The organism is Ectothiorhodospira mobilis, from assembly GCF_016584115.1.
Taxonomy (GTDB): Bacteria; Pseudomonadota; Gammaproteobacteria; order Ectothiorhodospirales; family Ectothiorhodospiraceae; genus Ectothiorhodospira; species Ectothiorhodospira mobilis.
Genome location: NZ_NRSK01000007.1, coordinates 76,298 through 89,458, shown reverse-complemented (window position 1 = coordinate 89,458; position 13,161 = coordinate 76,298). Strand labels below are relative to the sequence as shown.

Sequence of the window (13,161 nt, the reverse complement as noted above, 5' to 3'; positions counted from 1 at the left end):
CGCAAGTTCTGGAGAATCACCATGGGTAAGACGATCGGTATCGACCTGGGCACCACCAACTCCTGCGTTGCCGTCATGGAGGGGGGGTCCCCCAAGGTCCTGGAGAACGCCGAGGGCGCCCGCACCACCCCCTCCATCGTGGCCTTTAGTGAGGACGGCGAGGTGCTGGTGGGGCAGTCCGCCAAGCGCCAGGCGGTCACCAACCCCGAGAACACCCTGTTCGCCGTCAAGCGCCTCATCGGCCGCCGCTTCGAGGAGCCGGAGGTGCAGAAGGACATCGACATGGTGCCCTACAAGATCATCAAGGCGGACAACGGCGACGCCTGGGTGGAGGTGCGCGACAAGAAGATGGCCCCGCCGGAGATCTCCGCCCGCGTGCTGCAGAAGATGAAGAAGACCGCCGAGGACTACCTGGGCGAAGAGGTCACCGAGGCGGTGATCACCGTGCCCGCCTACTTCAACGACTCCCAGCGCCAGGCCACCAAGGACGCGGGCAAGATCGCCGGTCTGGAGGTGAAGCGCATCATCAACGAACCCACCGCGGCGGCCCTGGCCTATGGTCTGGACAAGAAGCGCGGGGACCGCAAGGTGGCGGTCTATGACCTGGGTGGCGGCACCTTCGACATCTCCATCATCGAGATCGCCGAGGTGGACGGTGAGCACCAGTTCGAGGTGCTGGCCACCAACGGGGACACCTTCCTGGGGGGCGAGGACTTCGACACCCGCCTGATCGACTACCTGGCCTCCGAGTTCAAGAAGGAGCAGGGCATCGACCTCAAGGGCGATCCCCTGGCCATGCAGCGCCTCAAGGAGGCCGCCGAGAAGGCGAAGATCGAGCTCTCCTCCAGCCAGCAGACGGAGGTGAACCTGCCCTATATCACGGCCGACAACACCGGGCCCAAGCACCTGAATCTCAAGGTCTCCCGGGCCAAGCTGGAGGCCCTGGTGGAGGAGCTGATCAAGCGCACCATCGAGCCCTGCAAGGTGGCCCTGAAGGATGCCGGCCTGTCCGTGTCCCAGGTGGATGACGTGATCCTGGTGGGCGGTCAGACCCGCATGCCCAAGGTGCAGGAGGGGGTGAAGGACTTCTTCGGCAAGGACCCGCGCCGCGATGTGAACCCCGACGAGGCCGTGGCCATCGGTGCCGCCATCCAGGCCGGTGTGCTGGGCGGCGATGTCAAGGACGTGCTGCTCCTGGATGTGACCCCGCTGTCTTTGGGCATCGAGACCCTGGGCGGTGTCATGACCAAGCTCATCGAGAAGAACACCACCATCCCCACCAAGGCCAACCAGGTGTTCTCCACGGCGGAGGACAACCAGACGGCGGTGACGGTGCACGTACTGCAGGGGGAACGGGAACAGGCCAGCGCCAACAAGTCCCTGGGCCGTTTCGACCTGTCGGACATCCCCCCGGCACCCCGGGGCGTGCCGCAGATCGAGGTCACCTTCGATATCGACGCCAACGGCATCCTCAATGTCTCCGCCAAGGACAAGGCCACCGGAAAGGAGAACAAGATCGTTATCAAGGCCTCCTCGGGCTTGAACGAGGAGGAGATCGAACAGATGGTGAAGGACGCGGAGGCCCATGCCGAGGAGGACAAGCGCTTCCAGGAACTGGTGGCGGCGCGCAACCAGGCGGACAACCTGATCCATTCCGTGGAAAAGACCCTGGGCGAGATGGGCGATCAGGTGGAGGCCTCGGAGAAGAGCGCCATCGAGTCGGCCATCGGCGAGCTGCGTGAGGCCATGAAGGGCAGCGACAAGGCGGATATCGAGGCCAAGACCCAGAAGCTGACCGAGGCCTCGGGTAAACTGGCCGAGCGCATGTATGCCCAGCAGGGCGCCGAGGGTGCCGCTTCCGGCGGCGAGACCGGTGACCAGGCCTCCGGCGGCCAGCAGCAGTCCGCGCAGGACGATGTGGTGGACGCGGAGTTCGAGGAAGTGGACGACAAGAAGAAGTGAGCCCGGGACGGGGGCCGGACGATGCCGGTCCCCGTGCTATGGGCCGCATCGGGCAGGCGGACCCCACGGGACCGCCTGCAGCCGTGAACCGAGGTCCGTTGGCCGGCGGTGCCCCTGATGGGGCGCCGCCGGCCCGCGGGCTTTACCGTTTCTGAGTGAGCCACGCAGACCATGGCAAAACGCGATTACTACGAAGTCCTGGGGGTGGCGAAGAACGCCAGCGAGGACGCGCTCAAGAAGGCCTTCCGCAGATTGGCCATGAAATACCACCCGGACCGCAATCCCGGGGACAAGGAGGCGGAGGACCGTTTCAAGGAGGCCCGCGAGGCCTACGATGTCCTTTCCGATCCCCGCAAGCGCGCCGCCTACGATCAGTTCGGCCATGCCGGAGTGGACGCAGGGGCACGTGGCGGGGCCGGGGCCGGCGGTGCCGGCGGGGCCAGCTTCAGCGACATCTTCGAGGACATCTTCGGCGACATCTTCGGTGGTGCCGCGGGTCGCGGCGGCAGCGGTGCCTTCCGTGGGTCTGACCTGCAGTACAACCTGGAGCTGTCCCTGGAGGAGGCGGTCTTTGGCACGGACGTGAAGATCCGCGTGCCCACGCTGGTGGTCTGCGAGAGCTGCGGCGGCAGCGGGGCCGCCCCGGGCACCAGCCCCGAGACCTGCGAGACCTGCGGCGGGGTGGGGCGCGTGCGCATGCAGCAGGGGTTCTTCTCCGTGCAGCAGACCTGTCCCCACTGCCGGGGCACCGGCAAGATCATTCCCAAGCCCTGCCCCACCTGCCGCGGCCAGGGCCGGGTGGAGGAGCGGCGTACCCTGACGGTGACCGTGCCCCCGGGGGTGGACAGCGGCGACCGCATCCGCCTCTCCGGCGAGGGCGAGGCGGGGGTGCACGGCGGCCCCGCCGGGGACCTGTACGTGCAGATCCACGTCAAGCCCCACAAGATCTTCACCCGCAAGGGCAACGATCTCTACTGCGAGGTCCCCATCAGCTTCGCCACCGCCGCCCTGGGCGGGGAGCTGGAGATCCCCACCCTCAAGGGCCGCGTGGCCCTGAAGATCCCTGCCGAGACCCAGACCGGGCGCGTGTTCCGGTTGCGGGGCAAGGGGGTACGCTCCGTCCACGGGGGCGGCGAGGGGGACATGCTCTGCAGCATCCAGGTGGAGACCCCCGTCAACCTGACCAAGGAGCAGAAGGACTTGCTGCAGCAACTGGAGGCCAGCATGCAGGCCGGGGGCAAGAAGCACAGCCCGCAGCAGGAGGGCTGGCTGGACGGTGTCAAGCACTTCTTTGAAGACCTCAAGTTCTGGAGAAAGACATGAGCGCAAGCCGCATCGCCATCGTCGGCGCCGGGGGCCGCATGGGGCGGGTCCTCATCGAGGCCGTGCAGGAGACCCCGGAACTGGAACTGGGGGTGGCCACCGAGCGCCCGGAAAGCGGTCTGCTGGGGACCGATGCCGGGACCATGGCCGGGGTCGGCCCCCTGGGGGTGACCCTGGAGCCGGACCTGGAGGGGGCGGTGGAGCGCTTTGACACCGTCATCGACTTCACCCGCCCCGAGGGCAGCCTGGCGCACCTGGAGGTCTGCCGCCGCCACGGCCGGGCCATGGTGCTGGGGACCACCGGCTTCGATGAGGCGCAGAAGGCCGCCATCGAGCAGGCCGCCCGGGAGATCCCGGTGGTGTTCGCCCCCAACATGAGCGTGGGGGTCAATCTCTGCCTGAAGCTTCTGGATACCGCCGCCCGCATCCTGGGGGACGAGGTGGACGTGGAGATCGTGGAGGCCCATCACCGCCACAAGGTGGATGCCCCCTCCGGCACGGCCCTGCGCATGGGCGAGGTGGTGGCCTCGGCCCTGGGCCGGGATCTGAAGGAATGCGCCGTCTATGGCCGCGAGGGGGTCACCGGCGAGCGGGACCGGCGCAGCATCGGTTTCGAGACCATCCGCGCCGGGGACATCGTGGGCGAGCACACGGTGATGTTCGCCGGTCCGGGGGAGCGGGTGGAACTCAGTCACAAGGCCTCCAGCCGCATGACCTTCGCCCGGGGCGCGGTGCGGGCCGCCCGCTGGCTGCAGGGCCGGTCCGCCGGGCTCTACGACATGCAGGACGTGCTCGGCCTGCGCTGAAGGTCCTCCCGCCTGCAACGGGGCGGCGTGGACAGTGGCCCGTGGAATCGGCTACCATCCGTCCCATTGACGTTCCCTAGACACGCATCATGGGCTGGCCGGGCGCCTCCGGCCCGCCCCGTTTGCATGCCCGCCGGAGGTCCCTTGAATACCACACCCGCCCTGTTGGCTCTGGAAGATGGCAGTCTGTTTCATGGCATTGCAGTGGGGGTCCAAGGGCTCTCCGTCGGCGAGGTGGTGTTCAACACCGCCATGACCGGATACCAGGAGATCCTGACCGATCCCTCCTACTCGGGTCAGCTGGTGACCCTCACCTATCCCCATATCGGCAACACCGGCGTCAATCCGGAGGACGAGGAGTCCCCGGCACCGCAGGCGGCGGGTCTGGTGGTGCGGGACGTCCCGCCGCGGATCTCCAGCTGGCGGGCCACCGAGAGCCTGCCCGAGTACCTGCAGCGCCACGGCGTGGTGGCCATCGCCGGCGTGGACACCCGTCGCCTCACCCGCCTGCTGCGGGAGAAGGGGGCGCAGAACGGCTGCATCCTGGCCGGTGAGGTGGACGCGGAGCGGGCCCTGGCAGCGGCCCGCGGCTTCGCCGGGCTCAAGGGCATGGATCTGGCCTCCCAGGCCACCACGGCACAGCCCTATGCATGGGACGAGGGCACCTGGGCCCTGGGGCAGGGGCATCGTCCGGCCCCCGAATCCCGTCCCTATCACGTGGTGGCCTATGACTTTGGTACCAAGCGCAACATGCTGCGCCTGCTGGTGGACCGGGGGTGCCGGGTCACGGTGGTACCGGCCCGCACCCCGGCCGCGGAGGTGATGGCCCTGGAGCCCGACGGGGTCCTGCTCTCCAACGGCCCCGGTGACCCGGAGCCCTGTGACTACGCCATCCAGGCCATCCGCGAACTGCTGGAGGCGCGGGTGCCGGTGTTCGGCATCTGTCTTGGCCACCAGCTGCTGGGCCTGGCCACCGGTGCCCGCTCCGTGAAGATGAAGTTCGGTCACCACGGCGCCAATCACCCGGTGCAGGACCTGGACAGCGGGCGGGTGATGATCTCCAGCCAGAACCACGGCTTCGCCCTGGACGAGGGCACCCTGCCGGAGTATGTGCGGCCCACCTTCCGGTCGCTTTTCGACGGCACCCTGCAGGGCATTGCCCTGACGGACCGCCCGGCACTGAGCTTCCAGGGCCACCCGGAGGCCAGTCCCGGTCCCGGCGACGTGCTCTCGCAGTTCGACCGGTTCATCGACATGATGCGGGCCCGGGGCGCCTAGCCACGCCGGTCGCCGCCCGTACGGGACCCCGGATCCGGTCCCGTCCGCCCACCGGCGCATCGCAACGCGCCGCGTCGTCCACGGTAAGAAGACTTCCATGCCCAAGAGAACCGACCTTCAGAGCATCCTGATCCTCGGCGCCGGCCCCATCGTCATCGGCCAGGCCTGCGAGTTCGACTATTCCGGCGCCCAGGCCTGCAAGGCCCTGCGCGAGGAGGGCTACCGGGTCATCCTGGTGAACTCCAACCCCGCCACCATCATGACCGACCCGGAGATGGCCGACGCCGTCTACATCGAGCCGGTGGACTGGAAGGTGGTGGCCCGCATCATCGAGCGCGAGAAGCCCGATGCCGTGCTCCCCACCATGGGGGGGCAGACGGCCCTGAACTGCGCCCTGGACCTGGCCCGGCACGGGGTGCTGGAGAAGCACGGGGTGGAACTCATCGGCGCCAGCGAGGACGCCATCGACATGGCCGAGGACCGGGAACGCTTCCGCGAGGCCATGGCGGAGATCGGCCTGGAATGCCCCGTGGCCTACATGGTGAACAGCTGGGAGGAGGCCCAGCGGGTGCAGCCGCAGATCGGCTTCCCGGTGATCATCCGCCCCTCCTTCACCATGGGGGGCAGCGGTGGCGGCATCGCCTACAACCGGGAGGAATACGAGGACATCGTCAAGCGCGGCCTGGACCTCTCCCCGGTGAACGAGGTGCAGGTGGAGGAGTCCATCCTGGGCTGGAAGGAATTCGAGATGGAGGTGGTGCGGGACCGCGCGGACAACTGCATCATCATCTGCTCCATCGAGAACCTGGACCCCATGGGGGTGCACACGGGGGATTCCATCACTGTGGCCCCGGCCCAGACCCTCACCGACAAGGAATACCAGATCATGCGCGACGCCTCCCTGGCGGTGCTGCGCAAGATCGGCGTGGATACCGGCGGCTCCAACGTGCAGTTCGCGGTGAATCCGGACAACGGCCGCCTGGTGGTCATCGAGATGAACCCCCGGGTCTCCCGCTCCTCCGCCCTGGCCTCCAAGGCCACCGGCTTCCCCATCGCCAAGGTGGCGGCCAAGCTGGCGGTGGGCTTCACCCTGGACGAGTTGCGCAACGAGATCACCGGCGGCGTCACCCCGGCCTCCTTCGAGCCGTCCATCGACTACGTGGTCACCAAGATCCCGCGCTTCACCTTCGAGAAGTTCCCCAGTGCCGAGGCGCGGCTGACCACCCAGATGAAGTCCGTGGGCGAGGCCATGGCCATCGGCCGCACCTTCCAGGAATCCTTCCAGAAGGCCCTGCGCAGTCTGGAGACGGGCAATGACGGCCTCAACGAGAAGGTGGATCCGGGCAGCGAGGAGGCGGAGGCCCTGGTGCGCAGCCGCCTCGCGGACCCGGGCCCCGAGCGCATCTGGTATGTGGCCGATGCCTTCCGCCTGGGCTACTCCCTGGAGCAGGTCTTCGAACTGACCTGGATCGATCCCTGGTTCCTGGCCCAGATCCAGGAGCTGGTGGAGATGGAGCAATCCCTCAAGGGGCGCGCCCTCAAGGACCTGGATGCCGGGACCCTGTTCCGGCTCAAGCAGCGGGGCTTCTCCGACCGCCGCCTGGCCACCCTCCTGGACGAGACCGAGCGCACCGTGCGCGAGTACCGCCACGGCCTGAAGTTGCACCCCGTGTACAAGCGTGTGGACACCTGCGCCGCCGAATTCGCCGCCACCACCGCCTACATGTACTCCACCTACGAGGAGGAGTGCGAGGCGGAGCCCTCCAGCCGGGACAAGATCATGGTCCTCGGGGGCGGTCCCAACCGCATCGGGCAGGGGATCGAGTTCGACTACTGCTGCGTGCACGCCGCCCTGGCCATGCGCGAGGACGGCTACGAGACCCTCATGGTCAACTGCAATCCGGAGACCGTCTCCACCGACTACGACACCTCCGACCGGCTGTTCTTCGAGCCGCTGACCCTGGAGGATGTGCTGGAGATCGTGCACCTGGAACAGCCCAGGGGGATCATCATCCAGTTCGGCGGGCAGACCCCCCTGAAACTGGCCCGGGACCTGGAGGCCGCCGGCGCCCCGGTGATCGGCACCACCCCCGACAGCATCGACCTGGCGGAGGACCGGGAGCGCTTCCAGAACCTGATCCACGACCTGGACCTGATCCAGCCGCCCAACCGCACGGCCCGCAGCGTGGAGGAGGCCGTGCGCCATGCCGAGGCCATCGGCTTCCCCGTGGTGGTGCGTCCCTCCTACGTCCTGGGGGGTCGGGCCATGGAGATCGTCTACAACGAGACCGATCTGCGCCGCTACATGCGCGATGCCGTGCAGGTGTCCAACGACGCCCCGGTGCTACTGGACCGCTTCCTGGACGACGCCGTGGAGGTGGATGTGGATGCCGTCTGCGACGGCAAGGACGTGGTGATCGGCGGCATCATGCAGCATATCGAGCAGGCCGGGGTGCACTCCGGCGACTCCGCCTGCTCCCTGCCCCCCTACAGCCTGAGCATGGAGCTGCAGGAGCAGATCGCCGAGCAGGTGCGCAAGATGGCCCTGGGCCTGAACGTGGTGGGCCTGATGAACACCCAGTTCGCCGTGCAGGGGGGGGACCGCATCTTCGTGCTGGAGGTGAACCCCCGCGCCTCGCGCACCGTGCCCTTCGTCTCCAAGTCCATCGGCATGCCCCTGGCCAAGATCGCCGCCCGCTGCATGGCCGGGCGCAGCCTGGCGGAGCAGGGGGTGACGCGGGCCATCCGGCCGCAGTACTACTGCGTCAAGGAGGCGGTGTTCCCGTTCATCAAGTTCCCCGGCGTGGACCCCATCCTGGGGCCGGAGATGAAGTCCACCGGCGAGGTCATGGGGGTGGGCCGCAGCTTCCCCGAGGCCTTCGCCAAGAGCCAGCTGGGGGCGGGTGTCACCCTGCCCGGGTCCGGAACCGCCTTCATCAGCGTGCGCGATGTGGACAAGGAGGGGGTGGTGCCCATGGCCCAGGCCCTGAGCGAGAAGGGCTTCCGGCTCATCGCCACCAAGGGTACGGCCCAGGCGCTAGAGGCGGCGGGGATCGATTGCGAGCGCATCAACAAGGTGACCGAGGGGCGTCCCCATATCGTGGACCGCATCAAGAACGACGAGATCGACCTCATCATCAACACCACGGAGGGGCGCCAGGCCATCGCCGATTCCTACACCATCCGCCGCGAGGCCCTGCAGCACAAGGTGACCTATACCACCACCCTGGCCGGTGCCCATGCCACGGTGGCGGCCCTGGACTACCTCACCGACGAGAATGTGTATTGTCTGCAGGCCATGCATAAGGAAAACCTGGAGCATCTGGCATGAGCAAGACGCCACTGACGGTCCGTGGGGCCGAACTCATCAAGGCCGAACTGCAGCGTCTCAAGAGCGAGGATCGGCCGCGGGTCATCGCCGCCATCGCCGAGGCCCGTGAGCACGGCGACCTGAAGGAAAACGCGGAATACCATGCCGCCCGGGAGCAACAGGGCTTCATCGAGGGGCGCATCCAGGAACTGGAGAACAAGCTGGCCAACGCCCAGATCATCGACGTGAAGACCCTCAATGCCGGTGGCAAGGTGGTCTTCGGCGCCACGGTGGAATTGCTGGACCTGGATACCGACAAGGAGGTGGGCTACCAGATCGTGGGGGACGACGAGGCGGACATCAAGTCGGGACTGATCTCCGTCAATTCCCCCATCGCCCGGGCCCTCATCGGCAAGGAGGAGGGGGATGAGATCACCTTCAACGCCCCCGGGGGGGAGAAGCACTACGAGATCGTGGCGGTGAAGTACATCTGATCGCCCATCGCCGGGGCGGGGGGACCCGCCCCGGCCGCCCCCCCGGCAGGATTCCCTCAGGGGAGATCCACCCTGGGTTTCTCCGGGTTGCGCCGGAAGAGGGTGGCCACATGGCCCACCCGCTGCACCAGCAGGGCCCCCGTCTCCTCGCAGATGCGGGCCACCGCTGCATCCCGCTGCTCCCGATCTCCTGCCGCCACCTTCACCTTGATCAGCTCGTGATGGTCCAGGGCACCCCGGATCTCCTCCAGGACCGCCTCGGTGAGTCCGTGGCGCCCCAGCATGACCACCGGTTTGCGCGCGTGGGCCAGGGTGCGCAGGTGTTTGATCTGTCGGTCATTGAGCATGTGAAGCGTTGTCCCATGGGTGTGCAGAAGGGGGCGCGAGTCTAGCATGCCGTCGCCGCGGCCACAGCCTCCGCCATCACAGGGGAATGAACCCATCATGTCTCGCAGCAAGAGCAGCAAGCGCTGGCTCAGAGAGCATTTCAGCGACCGTTACGTGCAGCAGGCCCAGGAATCGGGCTGGCGCTGCCGGGCCGTGTACAAGCTCGAAGAGATCGATACCCGCGACCGCCTCCTGCGTCCCGGCATGCACGTGCTGGACCTGGGGGCGGCCCCAGGTGGCTGGAGTCAGTATGCCGTCTCCCGCGTCGGGGACGGAGGGGCCGTGGTGGCCTCGGACCTGCTGGCCATGGACCCGCTTGCGGGGGTGACCTTCATCCAGGGGGACTTTCGTGAGGAGGCGGTGCTCGCGGCCGTTCTCCAGGCCCTGGGGGACCGTCCCGCGGATGTGGTGCTCTCGGACATGGCCCCCAACTTCAGTGGCGTGGACGCCGTGGACCAACCCCGCTCCATGCATCTGGCAGAGCTGGCCCTGGACACCGCCGAACGCACGCTGAAACCCGGGGGGGACTTTCTGGTCAAACTCTTCCAGGGCGAGGGGTTCGATGCCTACCTGAAGACGCTGCGTACCCGTTTCGACAAGGTGCAGATGCGCAAACCGGGGGCCTCGCGCGCCCGCTCCAGAGAGGTCTATGCGTTGGCGAAGGGCCTCAAACTGGTGTAAGGTCGATTGCATGGCGCACAAGACGGACAAGTCGAGGTAGACCCTTGAACGAACTGGTGAAAAACCTGATTATCTGGGCGGTCATTGCCGTCGTGCTGATGTCGGTGTTCAATAACTTCACGCCGACCCAGCCCGAGGCCCGCTCCTGGTCCTACTCCCACTTCCTCGAGGAGGTGAAGCGCGGGCAGGTGGATAGCGTCTATATCGAGGGCAAGACCATCGAGGGGCGTGGCATCGACGGCCAGCAGTTCACCACCCACGCCCCCAATGACCCGGGGCTCATCGGGGACCTGCTCGCCAACAACGTGGAGATCCGGGTGGACGAGCCCGCCCAGCGTTCCCTGCTCACCGAAATCCTCATCAGCTGGTTCCCCTTCCTGTTGCTCATCGCCGTGTGGATCTACTTCATGCGGCAGATGCAGGGCGGTGCCGGCGGCCGCGGGGCCATGTCCTTTGGCAAGAGCAAGGCCCGCATGATGAGCGAGGACCAGGTGAAGGTCACCTTCGGCGACGTGGCCGGCTGCGATGAGGCCAAGGAGGAGGTGTCCGAACTGGTGGACTTCCTGCGGGATCCCAGCAAGTTCCAGAAGCTGGGCGGCACCATCCCCCGCGGGGTGCTCATGGTGGGCTCTCCGGGGACGGGCAAGACCCTGCTGGCCAAGGCCATCGCCGGCGAGGCCAAGGTGCCCTTCTTCAGCATCTCCGGCTCCGATTTCGTGGAGATGTTCGTGGGGGTGGGGGCCTCCCGGGTGCGGGACATGTTCGATCAGGCCAAGAAGCATGCCCCCTGCATCATCTTCATCGACGAGATCGACGCCGTGGGGCGCCATCGCGGTGCCGGCCTGGGCGGCGGCCACGACGAGCGGGAGCAGACCCTGAACCAGCTGCTGGTGGAGATGGACGGCTTCGAGGGCAGCGAGGGCATCATCGTCATCGCCGCCACCAACCGGCCCGACGTGCTGGACCCGGCGCTGCTGCGCCCCGGTCGCTTCGACCGCCAGGTGGTGGTGCCGCTGCCGGACGTGCGCGGTCGCGAGCAGATCCTCAAGGTGCACATGCGCAAGGTGCCCCTGGCGGAGAATGTGCGCAGCGATCTCATCGCCCGGGGCACCCCGGGCTTCTCCGGGGCCGATCTGGCCAACCTGGTGAACGAGGCGGCCCTGTTCGCGGCCCGGGCCAACAAGCGCCTGGTGGAGATGAACGACTTCGAGCGCGCCAAGGACAAGATCATGATGGGCGCCGAGCGCAAGTCCATGGTGATGAGCGAGGACGAGAAGAAGCTCACCGCCTACCACGAGGCCGGACACGCCATCGTCGGCCGCATGGTTCCGGAGCATGATCCGGTGTACAAGGTGAGCATCATCCCCCGCGGGCGGGCCCTGGGGGTGACCATGTTCCTGCCGGACGAGGATCGCTATAGCCACAGCAAGACCCGCCTGGAGAGTCAGATCTGCTCCCTGTTCGGCGGCCGCATCGCCGAGGAGATCATCTTCGGATCGGACAAGGTGACCACCGGCGCCTCCAACGACATCGAACGGGCCACCTCCATCGCCCGTAACATGGTCACCAAGTGGGGGCTCTCCGACCGCCTGGGACCGCTTTCCTATGGCGAGGACGAAGGGGAGGTCTTCCTGGGCCGGCAGGTGACCCAGCACAAGCAGATGTCCGACGAGACGGCCCACGCCATCGACGAGGAGATCCGCCGCATCATCGACTCCAGTTACGAGCGGGCGCGGAACATCCTCAACGAGCATCTGGACAAGCTCCACACCATGGCCCGGGCCCTGATGAAGTACGAGACCATCGATCTGGACCAGATCAACGACATCATGGACGGGCGCGAGCCCCGGGATCCCGACGACTGGAGCGGTAACGAACCCGAGGGGGGATCCCGGACCGGGGATGAGGATGAGGGAGAGACCAAGGGGGTCATCGGCGGACCTGCCAGTCAGACCTGAGGGCCCACCCCCCAGGTCCCATCCTCCCATGAAGCCGCCCCGGGCGGCTTCATGCGTTGCGAGACGGCCGTCCGTACCGGGCGGCCTTTGCCTTTTGTCCGAGGTGCCTTCATGCAGTTCGCCCGTCACTTTGTGGATCTGTCCCGCCCGCGCGTCATGGGCATCCTCAACGTCACGCCCGACTCCTTCTCCGATGGTGGACACCACGCGGATCTGGATGCCGCCGTGGAGCGGGCCCGGGCCATGGTGGCGGAGGGGGCCGATTTCATTGATATCGGCGGCGAGTCCACGCGCCCGGGGGCCGATGAGGTGCCCGTGGAGGAGGAGTTGCGCCGGGTCCTGCCGGTGATCGAGGCCCTGGCCGGGGAACTGCCCGTGCCCCTGTCCGTGGATACCAGCAAGCCCGAGGTGATGCGCGCCGCCTGTGGTGCCGGTGCCGCGCTGATCAACGACGTGCGCGCCCTGTGTGCCCCCGGGGCCCTGGAGGCCGCGGCGGCCTGCGGGATTCCGGTGTGTCTCATGCACATGCAGGGGGCTCCCCGGAGCATGCAGGCCGATCCCCGTTACGACGATGTGGTGGCCGAGGTGCGTGCCTTTCTGGCAGAGCGGGTGGCCGCCTGCCGCCGCGTGGGCATCGGCCACGACCGCCTGCTGCTGGATCCGGGGTTTGGCTTTGGCAAAACCCTGAGCCACAACCTCACCCTGTTGAGGCACTTGGAAGACCTGGCGGTGGATGGCTTGCCGCTGTTGGTGGGGGTGTCCCGCAAGCGCATGATCGGGGAGATGCTGGGGGACGGGCGCCCCCCTGAGGCCCGTGTCCATGGCAGTGTGGCTGCGGCCCTGTGGGCGGCGCAGCGGGGGGCGGCCATCCTGCGGGTGCACGATGTGGCCGCCACCCGGGATGCCCTGCGGGTGCTTAAGGCCCTGGAGACTGGCCAGGTGGCGCAGGAAGAGGCATGATC

10 protein-coding genes are annotated in these 13,161 nt (G+C 67.4%); 9 read left to right on the top strand and 1 reads right to left on the bottom strand.

Annotated features, from left to right (window positions below; genetic code table 11):
* Positions 1-21 precede the first annotated feature (21 nt).
* The 6 genes from dnaK to greA all read left to right on the top strand — a co-directional run bounded on the left by dnaK (position 22) and on the right by greA (position 9,173).
* Positions 22-1,962, top strand: coding sequence for a molecular chaperone DnaK (gene dnaK / locus CKO33_RS04860; protein ID WP_200179873.1), 1,941 nt, complete (start codon positions 22-24; stop codon positions 1,960-1,962).
* A 171-nt stretch (positions 1,963-2,133) separates the two neighbouring features.
* Positions 2,134-3,285 (top strand): molecular chaperone DnaJ, encoded by a 1,152-nt coding sequence (gene dnaJ, locus CKO33_RS04855; protein WP_200179869.1) that lies wholly within the window; start codon positions 2,134-2,136, stop codon positions 3,283-3,285.
* Positions 3,282-4,091, top strand: coding sequence for a 4-hydroxy-tetrahydrodipicolinate reductase (gene dapB, locus CKO33_RS04850; protein ID WP_200179868.1), 810 nt, complete (start codon positions 3,282-3,284; stop codon positions 4,089-4,091). The genes dnaJ and dapB overlap by 4 nt, the downstream gene beginning before the upstream one ends.
* Before the next feature lie 144 nt (positions 4,092-4,235).
* Entirely contained in the window at positions 4,236-5,369 is a 1,134-nt protein-coding gene (gene carA / locus CKO33_RS04845) for a glutamine-hydrolyzing carbamoyl-phosphate synthase small subunit (RefSeq protein ID WP_200179867.1), read from the top strand.
* Between the two features lie 97 nt (positions 5,370-5,466).
* On the top strand, positions 5,467-8,700 hold the full coding sequence (carB, locus tag CKO33_RS04840; RefSeq protein ID WP_200179861.1) for a carbamoyl-phosphate synthase large subunit: 3,234 nt from the start codon (positions 5,467-5,469) through the stop codon (positions 8,698-8,700).
* Positions 8,697-9,173 (top strand): transcription elongation factor GreA, encoded by a 477-nt coding sequence (greA, locus tag CKO33_RS04835; RefSeq protein WP_200179853.1) that lies wholly within the window; start codon positions 8,697-8,699, stop codon positions 9,171-9,173. Before carB ends, greA begins: the two co-directional genes overlap by 4 nt.
* Positions 9,174-9,229: 56 nt before the next feature.
* Here greA and yhbY read toward each other — a convergent pair whose 3' ends face one another.
* Positions 9,230-9,520: a ribosome assembly RNA-binding protein YhbY gene (yhbY, locus tag CKO33_RS04830; RefSeq protein ID WP_200179851.1), complete on the bottom strand. Its 291-nt coding sequence runs from the start codon at positions 9,518-9,520 to the stop codon at positions 9,230-9,232.
* A 97-nt stretch (positions 9,521-9,617) separates the two neighbouring features.
* Between yhbY and rlmE the strand changes: the two genes are divergently transcribed.
* From rlmE to folP, 3 genes are all read left to right on the top strand, one after another.
* The gene (gene rlmE, locus CKO33_RS04825; protein ID WP_200179846.1) at positions 9,618-10,241 is read left to right on the top strand and encodes a 23S rRNA (uridine(2552)-2'-O)-methyltransferase RlmE; all 624 of its coding nucleotides are present in this window, start codon (positions 9,618-9,620) and stop codon (positions 10,239-10,241) included.
* A 44-nt stretch (positions 10,242-10,285) separates the two neighbouring features.
* Positions 10,286-12,199, top strand: a complete 1,914-nt coding sequence (gene ftsH / locus CKO33_RS04820; RefSeq protein ID WP_200179844.1) for an ATP-dependent zinc metalloprotease FtsH — start codon at positions 10,286-10,288, stop codon at positions 12,197-12,199.
* A gap of 111 nt (positions 12,200-12,310) precedes the next feature.
* Positions 12,311-13,159, top strand: a complete 849-nt coding sequence (gene folP / locus CKO33_RS04815; RefSeq protein WP_200179841.1) for a dihydropteroate synthase — start codon at positions 12,311-12,313, stop codon at positions 13,157-13,159.
* The last annotated feature ends 2 nt before the right edge of the window (positions 13,160-13,161 follow it).